Annotated in this window: 11 protein-coding genes; 4 read left to right on the forward strand and 7 right to left on the reverse strand. The window is 61.7% G+C overall.

Going from position 1 to position 18,017, the window contains the following annotated elements:
* Window positions 1–4 precede the first annotated feature (4 nt).
* Window positions 5–1,909 carry a putative nucleotidyltransferase substrate binding domain-containing protein gene (locus SPISAL_RS03270; protein WP_016353044.1) on the forward strand — a complete coding sequence of 635 codons (1,905 nt, stop codon included), beginning with the start codon at window positions 5–7 and terminating at the stop codon, window positions 1,907–1,909.
* 81 nt (window positions 1,910–1,990) lie between these two features.
* On the opposite strand, the gene SPISAL_RS03275 is transcribed toward SPISAL_RS03270, so the two are convergent.
* The 7 genes from SPISAL_RS03275 to gluQRS form a co-directional block, all read right to left on the reverse strand.
* Window positions 1,991–3,745 carry a sodium:solute symporter family protein gene (locus tag SPISAL_RS03275; RefSeq protein WP_016353045.1) on the reverse strand — a complete coding sequence of 585 codons (1,755 nt, stop codon included), beginning with the start codon at window positions 3,743–3,745 and terminating at the stop codon, window positions 1,991–1,993.
* 18 nt (window positions 3,746–3,763) lie between these two features.
* Window positions 3,764–4,030: a DUF4212 domain-containing protein gene (locus SPISAL_RS03280; RefSeq protein WP_016353046.1), complete on the reverse strand. Its 267-nt coding sequence runs from the start codon at window positions 4,028–4,030 to the stop codon at window positions 3,764–3,766.
* Window positions 4,031–4,232: 202 nt separating this feature from the next.
* Complete coding sequence (acs, locus tag SPISAL_RS03285) at window positions 4,233–6,170, reverse strand: acetate--CoA ligase (RefSeq protein WP_016353047.1); 1,938 nt, start codon at window positions 6,168–6,170, stop codon at window positions 4,233–4,235.
* A gap of 52 nt (window positions 6,171–6,222) precedes the next feature.
* Window positions 6,223–7,557 (reverse strand): sigma-54-dependent transcriptional regulator, encoded by a 1,335-nt coding sequence (locus SPISAL_RS03290; protein ID WP_016353048.1) that lies wholly within the window; start codon window positions 7,555–7,557, stop codon window positions 6,223–6,225.
* Complete coding sequence (locus SPISAL_RS03295) at window positions 7,550–10,489, reverse strand: ATP-binding protein (protein ID WP_016353049.1); 2,940 nt, start codon at window positions 10,487–10,489, stop codon at window positions 7,550–7,552. The genes SPISAL_RS03290 and SPISAL_RS03295 overlap by 8 nt, the downstream gene beginning before the upstream one ends.
* Window positions 10,479–10,673 carry a hypothetical protein gene (locus SPISAL_RS03300; protein ID WP_016353050.1) on the reverse strand — a complete coding sequence of 65 codons (195 nt, stop codon included), beginning with the start codon at window positions 10,671–10,673 and terminating at the stop codon, window positions 10,479–10,481. Before SPISAL_RS03300 ends, SPISAL_RS03295 begins: the two co-directional genes overlap by 11 nt.
* A 61-nt stretch (window positions 10,674–10,734) precedes the next feature.
* Complete coding sequence (gene gluQRS / locus SPISAL_RS03305; RefSeq protein WP_016353051.1) at window positions 10,735–11,622, reverse strand: tRNA glutamyl-Q(34) synthetase GluQRS; 888 nt, start codon at window positions 11,620–11,622, stop codon at window positions 10,735–10,737.
* Window positions 11,623–11,729: 107 nt separating this feature from the next.
* Here gluQRS and smc point away from each other — a divergent pair, with 107 nt between their 5' ends.
* From smc to ligA, 3 genes are read left to right on the forward strand one after another with little or no spacing between them, the layout of a single operon-like run.
* Window positions 11,730–15,251 (forward strand): chromosome segregation protein SMC, encoded by a 3,522-nt coding sequence (gene smc, locus SPISAL_RS03310; RefSeq protein ID WP_016353052.1) that lies wholly within the window; start codon window positions 11,730–11,732, stop codon window positions 15,249–15,251.
* Window positions 15,252–15,304: 53 nt separating this feature from the next.
* The gene (locus SPISAL_RS03315; RefSeq protein WP_016353053.1) at window positions 15,305–15,982 is read left to right on the forward strand and encodes a cell division protein ZipA; all 678 of its coding nucleotides are present in this window, start codon (window positions 15,305–15,307) and stop codon (window positions 15,980–15,982) included.
* A 5-nt stretch (window positions 15,983–15,987) separates the two neighbouring features.
* Window positions 15,988–18,006 (forward strand): NAD-dependent DNA ligase LigA, encoded by a 2,019-nt coding sequence (gene ligA, locus SPISAL_RS03320; RefSeq protein ID WP_016353054.1) that lies wholly within the window; start codon window positions 15,988–15,990, stop codon window positions 18,004–18,006.
* Window positions 18,007–18,017: the final 11 nt, after the last annotated feature.

Consider the following 18,017-nt stretch of genomic DNA (forward strand, 5'->3'; position numbering starts at 1 on the left):
CTGGATGGCAGATGCCATGCCCGATTCGGAAGTCGGCCAGATCGCCCGGGAGTTTCTCAGTTCGCACGCGCCGTTCGATCGATTCTCGGCGCGGCTACGGCAATACTTCCTTGACCACTGTGAAATGCGCCGATACGAGGCGGGTGAGCGGATTCTGGATCCTGGTTTCGGCCAGGTGGGTTACCTCCACCTCATTGCCGGTGGTCGTGTCGATGCTGAGCGCCCGGGGGTTGGTGAGGAGGGCGTCGAGCAATTCGAACTCGAAGCCGGTGATAACTTCCCGATGGCCGCACTGCTTGGTGAGCGGGCGACCCGCACGGTCTACACCGCGGGGACCGCCGTGGTGTGCTTGCGCCTGCCGCGATCGGCTTTCAAACAATTACTAGCGGAGAGTGCCGCATTCCGGGACTTTTGTCTGCGGGGCGTGAGCAGTTTGCTCGATCAGGTGCAGCGGGATATTCAGCAACACGCGGCGGGTAATCTCGGCGGTGACTCGTCACTGGATACGCCGCTGGGCCAGATGATGCACATTAATCCAGTGTCTTGCGGGCCAGACACCGCGGTGCGGGAAGTCGTGGAAATCATGCATGCCCGCAAAGTCGGCAGCATGCTCATTACCGATGAGCGGCGCCAACCCCTCGGAATCTTCACGCTGCACGACTTGCGCTCAGTGATTGCCCGATCCGAAGACCTGGAACAACCCATCCAACAGGTCATGACCGCGCAACCTTGCACCCTCAGCACCGATACGTATGCCTTCGAGGCCGTTGTTGAAATGGCGCGCCGTAATATTCGGCACATGATCATCACGGAGCCTGCGGGAGGCGTCGCTGGCGTGATTTCCGAGCGCGATGTCTTTGCCCTCCAGCGAATTAACCTGGTTCATCTGGCCCGCGCCATCACGGGCGCGGGAGATGTGGACGCCCTGGTTAGGGCGCGGGGTGACGTCGGTGCGTTGATCGATACCATGATGGCGCATGGTGCGGGGGTTGAGCAGATTACCCGGATCATTACGCTTTTAAATGACCGCACCGTTGCCCGCGCGATTGAGCTCTGCCTTGAGGATGCAGATGACCCCGGCGTGGCATTTACCTGGATTGCCTTTGGTAGCGAGGGGCGCAGTGAGCAGACGCGTGTCACGGATCAGGACAATGCCATGTTGTTCGATCCTGGGGCAGAGGCTGAGGATGAGGTCAGGGCACGGCTGCTACCGCTGGCGCGCCGCATTAATGAGGTGCTCGATCAGTGCGGCTTCACGCTGTGCACGGGCAATGTCATGGCCAGTAATCCGGCCTTGTGCCTGAGCTTTGCCGAGTGGGAGCAGCTGTTTCGGGGCATGGTCGAGAGCGCGACACCACAGAACTTGCTCAAATCGACGATTTATTTTGATTTTCGCACCATCTGGGGAGATACCGCAGCGGGCGAGGCATTGCATCGGCGCGTGGTCGAAATCGCCGCGCATAACAGCTTGTTCCTGCACACGATGGCGGGCAACTGCATGGCCATCAAACCGCCATTGGCCATGTTCCGTGACTTCGCCACGGAAAAGGATGCCGATGGCACGCATCGACTGGATCTGAAGGTTCGTGGCCTCACCCCCTTTGTCGACGCGGCGCGTGTGCTGGCTCTCGAGAGCGGCATTCTGGAGGCCAATACACCAAAGCGGCTGCGGGCGCTGGTAAAAGCGGGCATTTTAAGCGACGAGGATGCCGGGGCCTTTGAGCGCTCATTTGCGTTTGTTCAGTTGCTGCGGATGCGTGAGCATCAGCGTCAGTCCGCAGCCGGTGAGCCGATGAACAATCGTCTCGACCCGGAAGATTTGAACCCGATGGACCGCCGCATTCTGAAAGAGGCCTTTCGGGAGGCCCGGCGGTTGCAGAAAAAGCTCGAGGTTCGCTACCAGCTCTAGTCATAAAAAAACCCCGGGATGGCCACGCCACCCCGGGGTTTTTTAGTGCGTCCGTTTGGACGCGGTTAACGGATCCGCTGGTTATGAAGCCCGCGGCACCCGAATGCTCTCGACGAGCTCCTGAATCTCCTTCGGCGGCGGTGCCGTCATTCGAGAGACCAGCAGCGCAAAGAACACGTTGATGATGGCACCGACAGCACCAATCGACTGCGGCCCAATGCCCATGACCCAGAACTCCGGCGTATCCGGCAGCATGTTCGTGCCCGGTACAAAGAACCAGCCCTTGTAGACGAACACGTAGATCAGGGTGAAGCTCAGGCCCGTGATCATGCCTGCCATCGCACCGGCGCTGTTCATGCGCCGGCTGAAGATGCCGAGCATGAGGACCGGGAACAGTGACGAGGCTGCCAGACCGAAGGCGAGGGCAACCACCTGTGCCGCGAACCCAGGTGGGTTCAGGCCCAGATAACCCGCCACCACGATGGCACCCGCCATCGCGATTCGCGCCGATAGCAGTTCACCCTTTTCGCTGATGCCGGGGTTGATCACACCCTTGATCAGGTCATGCGATATGGCGGAAGAAATTGCCATCAACAAGCCAGCTGCCGTTGACAGCGCAGCCGCCAGGCCACCGGCCACCGTCAGGGCAATCACCCAGGCGGGAAGCTGTGCGATCTCCGGGTTCGCCATCACCATGATGTCGCGGTCAACGCTGAGCTCGTTGCCTTCCCAGCCATATTCCTCGGCCGTCGGCGCAAAGTCCTCGTTGTCAGCGTTGTAGTACTGGATCCGGCCATCGTCGTTTTTGTCTTCAAAACCAAGTAGGCCAGTCTCCTCCCAGCGGGAGAACCACTCTGGTACGTCCTCATAGGCCAGGTTGCCTTCTTCAGCGCCGATCTCGCCCGGCTGTACCGTGTTGATCAGGTTGTAGAAGGACATGGCGCCCACGGCGGGTGCCGTGGTGTAGAGGATGGCGATGAAGATCAGCGTCCAACCGGCTGACAGGCGGGCATCACGCACACGCGGTACGGTGAAGAACCGAATGATGACGTGGGGTAGACCCGCTGTACCGATCATCAGCGACATGGTCAGGAAGAACATGTTGAGCGTGGTGCCCTTCATGATCGTGTACTGACTAAAGCCAAGATCGACGAGGATGTTATCGAGACGCTCAAGCAGGAAAGTCCCGTCGGCGACCGTGCCACCCAAGCCCAGCTGGGGCAGGGGGTTGCCAGTGATGGCCAGCGAGATGAACACCGCTGGGATCGTGTAGGCAAAGATCATCACGCAGTACTGCGCAATCTGGGTATAGGTAATACCCTTCATACCGCCGAACACCGCGTAGATGAACACAATGGCCATACCCGAGAGCAGCCCGATTTCGTAGCTTGTCTCCAGGAAGCGCGAGAACGCCACGCCGATGCCGCGCATCTGACCGATGACATATGTCACCGAAGCCACGATCAACGCAACGACCGCAATGACGCGTGCTGGCTTGGAGTAGAACCGGTCACCGATGAACTCGGGCACCGTAAACTTCCCGAACTTGCGCAAGTACGGCGCAAGTAGCAGGGCAAGCAGCACATAGCCACCCGTCCATCCCATGAGATAGACCGAGGCGTCATAGCCCAGGAAGGCGATCAGTCCGGCCATCGAAATGAACGAGGCCGCCGACATCCAGTCGGCTGCCGTGGCCATGCCGTTGGCGATCGGGTTGACGCCCTTGCCGGCGACGTAGAACTCGCCGGTGCTTCCGGCTTTCGCCCAGATGGCGATGCCGATGTACAGCGCGAAGGTCGCGCCGACAATCAGATAGGTAGTTAATGTAAGACCCATGTCGACTCTCCCCTCTCGTTATTCTTCGTGGACGTCGTACTTTCGATCCAACGCGTTCATCTTGAACACGTAGGTGAAAATGAGCGCGATGAAAATGTAGATCGAACCCTGTTGGGCAAACCAGAACCCCAGGGGATAGCCGGCGATCACGATATTATTGAGAACCGGGGCAAGTATGATCCCGAGTCCGTAGGCAACGACAAACCAGATCACCAGCAGCGTGATCAGGAGTCTGACGTTCTCCTTCCAATAGGCCTTTGCGGCCTCTTCTTTGCCTGAAGCCATTGGCTTTGCTCCTCCTGCAGACGTCATTGTTATCGAGTGGGCAAGCCCAACTCACTCATTAGCTATGCAAGAACCGTGCAAGCTTGTTCTTTTGCCTTTTTGACCAGAATCCCCCGTGGGACGGGCTTTGGCTGTATGCCGCCCCACGGAGTCATTACAAAACGTTACCAAACGTAGCGATTGGTGATCCGTTCCGTAACAGTTACTGGTTGGCTCGGTTGCTGATGAGTTCATCGACCACCGACGGGTCAGCGAGCGTGCTCGTGTCACCCAGGCTGTCCAGTTCGTTGGTGGCGACCTTGCGCAAAATGCGCCGCATGATCTTGCCGGACCGGGTTTTCGGCAGGCCCGGTGCCCACTGAATCACGTCTGGCTTGGCAATTGGTCCGATCTCTTTGCGTACCAGAGCCGCCAACTCGGCCTGCAGATCATCGGTAGGGTCGACGCCGTTGATCAGCGTGACGTAGCAGTAAATGCCCTGTCCCTTCAGATCATGCGGATAACCCACCACAGCGGCTTCAGCCACCGCGTCATGCAGCACAAGGGCACTTTCGATCTCGGCGGTGCCCATGCGATGACCCGAGACGTTAAGCACGTCATCCACGCGGCCGGTAATCCAGTAATACCCATCGGCATCACGCCGGGCGCCGTCGCCGGTGAAGTACTTGCCCTTGTAGGTCGTCAGGTAAGTGTTCATGAACCGCTCATGATCGCCGTAAATCGTGCGCATCATGCTCGGCCACGCCTGATTGATGCACAGATTCCCTTCGGTAGCGCCCTCAAGGACGTTCCCTTCGTTGTCGACGAGCTGGGGCTCAACGCCGAAGAATGGCAATGTCGCTGAGCCAGGCTTGAGATCGACCGCCCCAGGGAGCGCCGAGATCATGATCGCGCCGGTCTCGGTTTGCCACCAGGTATCCACGATCCGGCAGCGCTCGTCGCCCACCACGCGGTAGTACCACTCCCAGGCTTCGGGGTTGATGGGCTCGCCCACCGTGCCGAGGATTCGCAGGCTCTGCCGCGAGTATTGCTTGACCAGCGCTTCGCCCTGGCCCATCAGCGAGCGGATCGCGGTTGGCGCGGTGTAGAAGATGTTGACCTGATGGTCATCAATGACCTGCCAGAAGCGCCCGGCGTCCGGATAGGTCGGGACGCCTTCGAAGATCAGCGTTGTCGCACCATTCGCCATCGGGCCGTAGACAATATAGCTGTGTCCCGTTACCCAGCCGACATCCGCGGTGCACCAGTAAATCTCGCCATCCTGGTAGTCAAAGATGTACTTGAAGGTCATGGCAGCTTGCAGCAAATAGCCGCCCGTGGTGTGCAGCACGCCCTTCGGTTTCCCGGTTGAACCGGAGGTATACAGGATGAACAGCGGATCCTCGGCGTCCATGGGTTCTGGCTCGCAGTCGGCCGAAGCCTCGGCGATTGCCTCCTGGTACCAGATATCGCGATCGGGGTTCCACGTCACCTCGTTGCCGGTGTGCCGGACGGTGACCACGGTATGCACGCTATCCAGGCCCTCAATGGCCTTTTCCACGTTCTCTTTGAGCGGGACGGGCTTACCGCTGCGCAAGCCCTGATCCGCGGTAATGATCGTGCGGCAATCGGCATCTTCAATCCGATCACGGAGGGCATGCGGCGAGAATCCCCCGAAAACGATCGAGTGCACGGCACCGATGCGTGTGCAGGCCAGCATCGCCACGGCTGCTTCCGGAATCATGGGCATGTAAATGGATACCCGGTCGCCTTTTTTGACACCACGGCTTTTGAGCACGTTGGCGAGGCGACAGACCGCGTCATGGAGTTCGCGATAAGTGATGTGGCGGGTTTTGCCCGGCTCGTCGGCTTCCCAGATGATGGCGTTGCGATCACCGTGTGTTGCCAGGTGACGATCCACGCAGTTGTAGCTCACATTAAGTTTGCCGCCCTCGAACCAACGGATCTGACCGGTGGTCAGGTCGTTGTTACTGACCTTATCCCAGCGGGTAAACCAGCTCAGGAAGCGGTCGGCCTGCTCCCCCCAGAATGCGTCGGGCTCTTCAAGCGAGCGCCGGTACATCGTTTCGTATTCTGAGCGGCTCAACAGAGCCTGGTTCGCGACGGTCTCGGGGACCGGGTAGATTTTTTCTGCGGACATGCCGTTACTCCTCCATCGTTTGCATTCGTCGCATTGGGTCTGCGTTTACTGCCTATCCTGCTTGTCGTCGGCGCTGGAGTCCAAGTCTTTGCCGTCGCTCCCACAGGGCTTTGCGGCTGATGCCGAGCCGTTTGGCCAGTTCTGTCTCGGTCAGCGCCGCCTCGTGTGTCCGGACAAAGGCCCGGAAATACTCCTCCAGCGACAGGTCCATTCTCTCTGCTGCAGGATCGCCGTCGGCGTCTTTGAGCGCCAGATCGCTGGCCGATACCTCGCTGCCATCGGTGAGAATGACCGCGCGCTCGATGACGTTCTCCAGTTCACGGACGTTGCCGGGCCAGTGATGGGCCTGGATTTGCACAAGCGCGTCCTTGCTGAATGCCATGGTCGGTCGATTAAGCCGCCGGCAGGCCTTTTCCAGGAGAAACTGCGCCAGTTCGGGCAGATCCTCGCTGCGCTCACGTAACGGCGGCAACCGAATCTCCATGACATTGATTCTGAAATACAAATCGTCACGAAAATCTCCGACCCGGATCAGGGCTGGAAGATCCTGATGGGTCGCCGCAATAAGCCGGATATCGACGCGTCTTGATTGGGACGCGCCAACCCGCCGAATCTCTGATTCTTGCAGAACCCGCAGCAGCCGGCCCTGGGCAGCGGTGGGGAGCTCGGCAATTTCATCGAGAAATAGCGTCCCGCCATTCGCGGCCTCAACCAGACCCTCACGGGCACGCTCGGCGCCGGTAAATGCCCCTTTCTCATGGCCGAACAGCTCGGCCTCGATCAGTGTTTCTGGTATGGAGGCGCAGTTCACGGCGATGAGCGGGCCATCGCGACGGTGGCTTTGCTCGTGCAGTGAACGGGCCACCAGCTCCTTGCCAGTGCCGGATTCTCCCAGGATCAAGACCGTTGTGTCGGTCGGGGCCACTCGGTTGATGCGCTCGAACACACCCTGCATTGGCGCGCAGTGACCGACGATGCCGGTCACCGGGTAGTCCGCGTCGATCTGCGCCCGCAGCGCTGCATTCTGGCGCTGCAGCGTATGCTCGCGCAGGGCACGCTCCACGGTCATCCGCAGCTCGTCATTGTCAAAAGGCTTGGGGATATAATCGACCGCGCCGCGCCGCATGGCGTCGACAGCAGAGCGCACACTGGCATAGCTGGTCATGATAATGACCGGGACATCGCCCGCCGCCTCGATCAAGTCCATCCCGTTGCGCCCGGGGAGGCGAATGTCCGCAACGATTAAATCATGGTGGCTGAGCGGGCCATTCGCTAGCGCCTCTTCAACGGACTCTGCGCCAGTGACATGCAGGCCATCGCGTTCGAGCAGACGCATGATGGCCTGGCGGATGATGGTTTCGTCTTCAATGATCAGCACGTCAGCCATGCGCTTGCAGTTCTCCCGGCAGATCAGCGACAGGTAACCGGATGACCACCTCCGTACCCGAGGTGCGACCGCGGCGAGGCTGCAGGTTCAAGCTGCCCTGGTAGTCGCTGACGATGTTGTAGGCGAGTGATAGCCCAAGGCCGGTGCCTTGTCCCGGTGCTTTGGTGGTGAAAAACGGCTCCAGTACTTTGTCCCGGATGCCGGCCGGGATCCCATGGCCCGAGTCAGTAATGCGAATCGTGACCGTATCGCGCTGGCGCTTGGCCGTGGTGCGGATCTCGTCACCGGGCGCACAGGCGTCGACTGCATTGCTGTAAAAGTTCACGAACACCTGCACCAGACGCTGGTGTTCGGCCATGACGGCGAGGCCGGCTGGGATATCGTTGTGAAAAGAGAGCGCCCGGGCGCGACTGGCCAGCCTAACCAGCCGTTTGGCCTCCTCGGTGACCGCCGCGAGATCGGTGGGCTCGGGTGTGCGGGGCTCGTTCACCCGGCCTGCGTGGGCGTAGCCAACCAAGGTCTGGACGATATGGTTGATGCGCTGCGTCTGCTCCAGGATCTGCGTCGATCGCGCTCGATCGGGGTCTTCCTCATGCAGTTCCTGAGCCAGACAGGCAATGCCCGTTACCGGATTGCCGATTTCGTGGGCAACCCCTGCTGCCAAGCGCCCAATCGAGGCAAGGCGCTCGCTATGGGTCAGCTCATCCTCGAGGCGCTGGACGTCGGTGACATCCTCGAGCAAGACGAGTTGATCCCCATTCTCGTCTCCCGCAGGACCACCGATCAGTGCCTTGTGCAGGGTGAGCCAGCGGCGCTGATCGGGCAGGGCGAGTGGCCGTTTGTAGGCCTTGTTGCTGTCCTCACTGATGAACGACGCCAGGAGCTCTCCCCAAGGCGCCGGCACTTCTCGAAGGTGTCGGCTCAGCACACGGGGTGCCCGAATTCCGGTCATCGCGTCCATGGCCGGATTCCAGCGCGCGATGTGGCCCGCCGGCGTAATGGCGACGACACCGAGGGGTAGGTCTTCGAGAATCTGGCGATGATAGCGGCGCAGCGTGTCGAGCTCGGCGGCGATGCCCCGTAGCCCACCCTGGGAGCGCTCCAGGCGCTCTTCAATCAAGCGCACATTCTGGGCAATGGCCCCGCGGCTGTCAGCGTCGAGCCGCAGACATTGATCCACAATATCCCGGGCCAGGACGGGCCCCATCATCCCGGAGAGATTTCGTTGCACCTGCTCACGCAGCTGATGCAGTCGGTCAGGCCGGTTTTCGGACCAGGCGAGATCCATGTCATCGAGCGCTTTGGCAATTTCGGCCTCCGCGGCCGGGGCGCCCATGACGGGAGTGAGTTGCTCGACGAATTGTTGCGGTGAGGTGGCCAGTAGCGCACCGCTTGGCATGCTCGTGCTGACATCGCGACAGGCACCGGCAGCGGCCACTTCACGGCGGTCTTGTCGTGTGAAGGTGGATACGGCGATAAACACCAGCAGATTTGCACTGACCGACCAGAAGGCCATGCTCCCGAAGTGGGCCGGCGTCTGCGCAGCCAGCAGATCAACGCCGACCACCTCGATCGGGCCAACGGTGGAGAGTGCCGGGAAGAGACCCGCAATGCCCCAGAGACTGCCGCCAGCCACCAGCCCGGCGATGAATCCGGATCGGGTCGCGCCGGGCCAGTAGAGCAGCGCTATAACGCCGGGGATAAGCTGGGCCATAGCCAGAAAGGAAATCAGCCCCCAGGACACCAGCCCGTCACTGCGCTCCAGGGTGAGGTAGAAAACGTAGCCAGCACCGATGATGGCAACGATCAGCATCCGCCGCACCCAGCGCAGGGTGCCGTAAAGATCGCCCAGGGGCGCCAGCCTGATCAAAGGCAGCACCAAGTGGTTGAGGCACATCGACGAGAGCGCCAGCGTTGAGACAATGATCATGGCGCTGGCGGCCGAGATACCACCCAGATAGACAAACAACGCGACAGCGGGTGACTCAGTTAATTGGGCGATGCCCAACACGGTGTAATCCGTGGGTGTGTCGAGTCCGATGGCCTGGCCAGACCAGAGCAGCGGCGGGATCGCCGCGGCAATCACCAGCAGGAACAGCGGAAAGGCCCAGCTCGCCGTGCGCAGCCCGGCATCCTGGAGATTCTCGGTGAACAGCATGTGGAACTGTCGCGGCAGCAGAAAGGCGGCTGCGAAGGCAAGAAACATCAGCCCGGTCCATTCTCCACCACCGACACCGCGCGTGAACTGCGATAACCGCCTGGGATCCTGATTCAGCCAGTCCTGAAGCCCGCTCCAATGACCGAAGGCCATGCTCACGGCCAGGCCCGTGATGAACACCAGGGCGGCCATTTTGACCACCGATTCGAAGGCAATGGCGGCGACGAGGCCACTGTGCTTTTCGCGTGGCGTGACATGCCGGGCCCCAAAAATGATCGCGAACACCGTCACGATCACACAGAACACGATGGCAATTAGCTGAGGTGGTGAGTCGCCGGTGAGGATTTGGGTGGACTCGGACACGGCCCGCACCTGGAGCGCAAGGTAGGGCAGGCTCCCCGTCAGGATCATCAGTGTCACCAGGATGCCGGCGAGTTGACTGTCAAAGCGGAAAGCAAACAAGTCGGCCACGGAGGTGAGCTGATGGCGTCGGGTGAGCCTGAGCAGCGGCATCAGCAAAACGGGCGTGAGCGCAAAGGCGAGCGTGACGCCTACGTAGATCGTGATAAAGACAAGCCCTGAGCTCCCGGCAAAACCCACGCTGCCGTAATAGCTCCACGTTGTCGCGTAGACGCCGAGTGAGAGCACGTAGACGGCTGGGTGACGGACAATTCGACTGGGTATCCAGCCGCGTTCGCTGGCATGAGCAACGAGAAACAGCAGCGACAGATAGACCGTCGCGCCGATGAAAAGTGTGGTCAGGCTAAAGGTCACGCCGGCCCCCGAGCAGGTTGGTCATCGCGACCACGCCGATATAGCCAAGCCAGAGGGCGAAGGGCAGATACCAGGGTGCCGAGAGCCCGGACCACCAGATCGCAAAGGGAGAGACGAACAGCACCAGTCCGATGCCTAGCAGCAATAGACTGACAGAGCCCGTAGACGCTTCTTGCCTGGGCATCGGCACACCTCCTCCTTCCTGTTACTGAACGTATCACAGGTTGGGTGAAGGAAGGGAAGCCCTAGGCTGTAACAGCCGGGATCTGGTGGGTGGCCCAGTTTGCGGTGGCCCAGTCCAGGATCTCCAGCGGGCTGGCTTGATGAAGAGACGAGGGGGGTGCCTGACCCAGGAAGGTCAGTGCTGCCAGAAGTGACGGTGCCGGGTGAGTCGGGTCCACGGCCGGGGCCTGGTTGGTTTTGCTGAGTTTTCGTCCGCGCGCATCCAGGGCAATTGGCAGGTGTAGATAGCGCGGCGTCGAGAGCCCAAGGGCGTGTTGCAGCGTGACCTGAGGTGCCGTGGCCGCGCGCAGATCACCCCCCCGTACCACGTCGGTAACGCCAAGCTCGGCGTCATCGATCGCCATGGCCAGGTGGTAGGCGTGGAGGCCGTCACCCCGAAGAAGGATGAAATCGCCAATGTCTCGGTAGACGTTGACCGTTATCGCGGGACAGTGTCGGTCTTCGATGACCCATTCGCCGGGCTCGGTCCGAAAGCGCCAGCTGCGGGCCTCACGGCCGGAGGGGAGACCGGCCCGGCAGGTGCCTGGATAGATCATGCCGGCTGGCCCCTCGCGACCGACGGCGGCCACCTCACGACGGGTACAGCCACAGGGATAGGCCCGACCGGCCGCGATCAGTGTCTCGAGTACGGCCTGATATCGTGATCGGTTTCCGTCCTGGGTCTGTACGGGGCCGTCCCAGTGCAGGCCAAAAGCCTCCAGTGTTGCCTGGATGTCGGCGGCTGCGCCCGGTTGACAGCGGGTCTGGTCCACATCATCAATCCGTAAGTGCCACTGGCCGCCGGCAGCACGTGCGTCCACATAGCTGGCGACGGCTGCAATGAGTGAACCGAAGTGCAGCGGGCCGGTTGGGCTGGGGGCGAAGCGCCCGATAACGGGATTGTGAGTCATGGTGTCATCCTAGCCGGTGTTGCACGCTCCGCCGACAGCGATTTCCCAGAAGCGAGTAAAGGCGGTATTTTTACGCTTTTTCCGCCGTCGGGTGATGGACCACTGTAATGCGCCTCAGCAAGATCCGGCTGACCGGTTTTAAATCGTTTGTGGATGCCACACCGGTACCCTTTCCGGGCGGCATCACTGCCATCGTCGGACCCAATGGTTGCGGTAAATCCAACATCATCGACGCCGTTCGATGGGTGATGGGGGAGAGCTCTGCGCGGCATCTGCGGGGAGGCTCCATGGCGGATGTCATCTTTAGCGGATCGGGGAGTCGCAAGCCCGTCGGTCAGGCCAGCATCGAGCTGGTTTTCGACAACAGCGATGGCGCCCTCGGGGGGCAGTACGCCAGCTTCAGTGAGATCTCGGTCCGCCGACAGGTCAACCGTGACGGGCAGTCCGCCTACTATCTCAATGGCACGCGTTGCCGGCGTCGAGACATTACCGACGTCTTTCTGGGCACCGGCTTGGGTCCGCGCAGTTACTCCATTATCGAGCAGGGCACGATATCGCGCCTGATTGAGGCAAAGCCCGAGGAGTTGCGGGGCTACCTTGAGGAAGCCGCGGGCATCAGCCTCTACAAAGAGCGCCGGCGGGAGACCGAGCGGCGCATGCGCGATACCCGCGAGAATCTCGAGCGGCTCGAGGACGTCCGTGATGAGGTCGGGCGGCAGCTGGAAAAACTCGCGAAGCAAGCGGAGACCGCAGAGCGTTACCGCAGCCTGAAAGGCGAAGAGCGCCAACGCCGGGCCGAGCTGCTGATGCTGCGCATTCGCGGCCTTGAGAACAGCCGCGCTGAGCTCGCCCGGGAGCTCGCCGAGCGCAACAACGCGCTGGAGTCACGGATTGCTGAGCAGCGCAGTGTTGAGCGGGACATGGAGTCGCTGCGCGCACGGCATGCCGAGGACAGCGACGCGCTCAACGAAATACAGGGGCGGTACTACCAGATCGGTTCAGATATCGCGCGGATTGAGCAGCGGATCAGTCATCGGCGCGAATTAAGAGACAGCAGTGCCCGTGAGCTTGAGCGCAATCGCGAGGCGCTGGAGCGCACCGAGGCCGAACTGGCTGAGGATTCCGAAAAAAAGGCCCTGTTGGTTGAGCGCCTGGCTACCCTTGAGCCAGAGCTTACCGCCACAGACACCGAGCTCGAGGATGCCGACCAGAAAGCGCGAGAAGCCCGACTGAGCCTCGATCAGGCGCGAGAACAGCTCGACGTGCTGAACGAACGGCGGGGCGATGCCGAGCGTCAGGCCGAGGTCGAGCGGGCCCGAATTGAGCAGCTTGAAGCCCGCCAAACCGAGCGCCAGCGCCGTCAGGCCCAGTTGGCAGCGGAGCTTGACGAGCTGCCGGGCGGAGACAACAGCCCCGGGTCAGGCCTTGAGGCGGAGATTGCACAGTTGACTGCCTCACGCGCTGAGCTCGGCCAGCGGCTGGAGCAGCTCGATGCGGAGCGGACGCAAGCACGTGAGCATATTGACACGACCCGCACTGCGCTCGATGGCCACCGTGAGGCGCTCAGCGAGGCCCGAGCTCGCCACACCTCCCTGGAGACGTTGCAGGCCGCTGCGCTGGGTGCTGATGGCGAGGTGAGTGACTGGCTTGATCGCCTCGGACTGCGTGGTGCACCGCGTCTGGGTGAGGGCATCGAAGTGGCACCGGGGTGGGAGCGAGCACTGGAGGCGGTGCTCGGCGATGCGTTGCAGGCCATTGCCGCATCAGACCTCGAGACACTCGCCGCCAGGGCCGAATCGCTCGCCGGCGGCCAGGTCATGCTGTATGACGCGGGCGCAGAGCTGACTGGCGCACCCGGGGCAGACGCAGCAGGGCTGAGCACGCTTGGATCCCTGGTGAGCGGGCCAGCGTTGATCCATGAATTGCTCGCGGGCGTTCACATCGCCGAGGACACGGAGACGGCATCGCGGCATCTCTCCGCGCTGGGTCCCGGGCAGTCCGTCGTGACGCGCGATGGCCGGTGGTTTGGCCCCCATTGGGTACGCGTTCGGTCTGAAGAAACAGCGGAAGGTGCCAGCGTGCTGGCGCGTGGTCGCGAGATTGAGGCGCTCGCCGGCCAAATCGCTGAGTTCGCCAGCGCGGTTACGGATGCCGAAAAGGCGCTTGCCGACGCGGAGTCGGCCCTCACGATGATCGAGGCGCGAGGCACGGAGCAACAAGAGGCAATAGCGGCGACAGAGCGCGATTTGGCGGGTGCCCGGGCCCGTCAGGAGGCCGAGGCCGAGCGAGCGCGTGAACAGCATCGCCGGCGTGAGGGTTTGGTGCAGGAACAAGCGGAACTGCAGTCAGCCATGGAAGCCGCAGATGACGAGGTCCGCGCCGCTCGTGACCGTCTCGAGGCCGCGCTGACCGATGCAGAAGCCGTCGATCGGTCGCGAGCGCCACTGGAGGAGACTGCCGAGGAAGCGCGTGAGGCCGTGGAAGCGGCGCGCGAGCACACAGAGGAGGTGCGTGGTCGCCGCCAGGATATCGCGCTTCGTATCGAGAGCGCGCAGACGGCGCGTGGCTCACTGGATGAGGCCATTGCCCGGCTTGAGCGCCAGAAAGCCCAACTTGAATCTCGCAACCAGGAGTTGGGGGCGGCGCTGGATGAGGTCTCTGACTCGGATGAAACCCTGGAGGCAGAGCGCCAGTCGTTGCTTGAGCAACGGGTCGCTGTGGAGACAGAGCTTGCCGAGGCGCGTCGCCGTCTTGAGGACGCCGATGCCGGTCTGCGTGAGCGAGATCAGCAAAGAAGTGCGGCCGAGGCGGCGGTGAGTGAGTTGCGGGAGGCGGCAGAGAGCGCGCGTTACCGCGATTACGAGATCGAGGCGCGCTTGCAGACCCAACGCGAACAGCTCGATGGCCTGGAGGTTGATGTCGCCGCTGTCACGGCGGCTTTACCAGAGACAGCGGACGAAGCGGAATGGGAAACGGAGCTCGAGCGGCTCGATGCCAGAATTCGGCGCCTCGGCCCGATCAACCTGGCGGCCATTGACGAACATCGAACGCTATCCGAGCGTAAAGGTTATCTCGACACGCAGCAGGCTGATCTGACCGAGGCACTGGAGACCCTTCAGACCGCAATCCAGCGAATCGACCGGGAGACACGAGCGCGCTTCCGCGAGACCTTCGACAAGGTCAATGCCGGGCTTCAGCGGCTCTTTCCAAGGTTGTTTGGTGGTGGTCAGGCCTATCTCGAGATGACGGATGATGATCTGCTCGAGACCGGTGTCACTATCATGGCCAAGCCGCCGGGTAAGCGGATCACCAACATTCATCTGCTGTCCGGGGGCGAGAAGGCGCTGGCGGCCGTGTCGCTTGTTTTTGCCATCTTCGAGCTCAATCCTGCCCCGTTCTGCATGCTGGATGAGGTTGATGCGCCGCTCGATGAGGCCAACGTGGGGCGTTTTTGTGATTTGCTAAGAGAGATGTCTTCTCGGGTGCAATTCATCGTCATTACGCATAACAAAACGACCATGGAGTCGGCGAGCCACCTCGCCGGCGTTACCATGGCGGAGCCAGGGGTGTCGCGGCTGGTTGCAGTGGATGTTGAAGCCGCGGTGGAAATGGCCGAGGCGGACACTTGAGTTGCCCTGGCGGCCATTGCAACCTGACTTAATGGAGGGCAACGGAAACCGACATGGATGAGCTGCGCTGGATACTGTTGGCCCTGGGGGCCGTGATCGTCATTGGCGTCTATGGCTACAGCCGGTGGCAAGAGTGGCGCCGTGAGGGCATGCCCTGGAGCCGGCCAGGCTCGGAGAAACGCGAGCCGTTCGCGGATCAGGTCGAGCCAGGCCTGGATGACGAGGACCCGTTGGTCGCGGAACCGGTAGAGGCCGAACCCGCAGTGCCTGAGGCCAACCCCGAATCGGACGAAGAGAAAGTCGTGGTGCTAACCGTCATGGCCAAGGATCGCGCGCCTTATGCGCTCGCCGATTTGATGAGTGTGCTGGAAGACGCGGGTCTCAAGCGCACTGAGCAGCATATTTATCGGCGCGGTTTGGATACCGGCAGCGGTACGGTCGCGCTCTACACCGTGGCGAATATTCTGGAGCCAGGCACCTTCGAGGCGGAGCCTGCCGAATCAGCCTCCACGCCCGGTGTGGCGCTGATCATGCAATTGCCCGGGCCATTTGATGGCCTGGTGACGTTCGAACAGATGCTCGCAACCGCGCAGCGCATTGCTGATCAATTGGGGGGTCACGTACTCGATAGTCGGCGCTGTGATCTTACGGCGCAGTCCATCGAGCACATACGCGAGGATCTACTGGAATACCGCCGGCGTGCCCGATTGGCCAGTCGACAGGGAGCCTGAGCTTCGTGAGTGAGCAAGCGAGCGACCTGGCTCAGCGGGTGGCGTCACTGCGTCGCGAGATCGAATACCACAATCATCGTTATTACGTGCTCGATGACCCAGCGGTCTCGGATAGTGAATACGATCGGTTGCTGCAAACGCTTGAGGCGCTTGAGGCCGAGCACCCCGAGTTACAAACCCCCTATTCCCCCACCCAGCGCGTTGGTGCCGAGCCGTTGTCAGCGTTTGGTGAGTCGGCTCATGATGAGCCCATGCTCTCGCTGGCGAATGCATTCGAGCCGGCTGATGTCGAGGAATTCGCCCAACGGCTTCGCCAGTCCCTCAATGTGGATGAAGTGACCTTTGCCGGAGAGCCCAAACTCGACGGGCTCTCGATCAATTTGCGTTATGAAAACGGGCATTTGGCGTGTGCGGCCACACGCGGCGATGGTGAGGTTGGCGAGGACATTACGGTGAATGCGCGGACGATTCGCAGCATCCCGTTGATTCTGCTAACGGACGCCCCACCGTCCCGAATCGAAATTCGTGGCGAGGTCGTCATCCGCCGGCGCGATTTTGAGCAGTTGAATGCCGAGCGCCTTGAGCGGGGCGAGCGCGCCTTCGCCAACCCTCGGAATGCGGCGGCAGGCAGCCTCCGCCAGCTTGATCCGCGAATCACGGCGAAGCGGCCACTGACATTATTTGTCTTTGGTATCGGCGCGAGTAGTGAGGCGATCGCCGATACGCATCTTGGGGTGCTTGAGCAGCTGGCGGACTGGGGTTTCCGGGTAAACGAGCGTGTTGAGCGCCTGACCGGTGCGGCGGGTTTGCTGGATTATCATGCGCGTTTGATCGCAGAGCGGGATGCGCTCGACTATGAAATCGATGGCGCCGTCTACAAGGTTAACGACCGGGCCACGTGGCGCGCGCTCGGTGCAACGGCCCGGGCCCCGCGCTGGGCCCTGGCCCACAAGCTGCCGGCCCGGGAAGCCACCACGGTGGTGGAACAGATTATCCCCTCGGTTGGGCGCACCGGCGTAATCACCCCCGTCGCCGCGCTGGAACCGGTTGAGGTGGGTGGCGTAACGGTCACCCGCGCGACGTTGCACAATCTCGATGAAGTGCAGCGTAAGGATGTTCGGGAAGGCGATACCGTGATGGTCCGGCGGGCCGGTGACGTGATCCCCGAGGTCGTGAATGCGGTCACGGCGAAACGCCCCGCGGGCGCCGAATCCTGGTCCATGCCCAGTCACTGCCCGATCTGTGGGTCTGACGTTGTCCGCATTGATGATGAGGCCGCGCATCGCTGCATGGGCGGGCTCTACTGCCCTGCGCAGCGCATGGGCGCGCTCATGCATTTTGTGTCCCGCCGTGCCATGGACATCGACGGCCTTGGCGAGAAGCTGATCCAGCAGCTCGTCGACACCGAGCGGGTCCATACGGTGGTCGACCTTTACCACCTCCGTCAGACCGACCTGTTGGGCCTTGAGCGCATGGGTCAGAAATCGGCGGATAACCTGGTGGCCGCGATCGACGCCTCCCGGCAGACCACGCTAGCGCGTTTCCTCTATGCACTCGGAATCAGTCAAGTTGGCGAGGTGACAGCGCGCACGCTGGCACAACACTTCGGCCGGCTCGAGCACCTGATGGCCGCGGATGAAGACGCACTGCTGGCTGTGCCGGATGTCGGTCCGGTGGTTGCGCAGTCGATCAGCCAGTTTTTCACACAACCCCATAATCGTGAGGTGATTGAGGGACTGCTCGATGCGGGTGTGACCTGGGCTGAGGAGACGCCGAGCACCGTTGGCGCTGATGACCAGCGCCTGGCTGGCAGGACGTTTGTACTCACGGGTGCCCTTGCCGCCTATACCCGGGATGAGGCGCGCGCGGCCATTGAGTCACGGGGCGGCAAGGTGACCAGCAGCGTATCAGGCCAAACCGATTACCTGGTCGCCGGAGACGACCCGGGCTCCAAGCGAGACCGGGCCGAGGCGCTGGGTGTCACGATTCTGGATGAGACGGCTTTTCGGGCACTGCTCGACTGAGCCCTCTCATC

Source organism: Spiribacter salinus M19-40 (assembly GCF_000319575.2).
GTDB lineage: Bacteria > Pseudomonadota > Gammaproteobacteria > Nitrococcales > Nitrococcaceae > Spiribacter > Spiribacter salinus.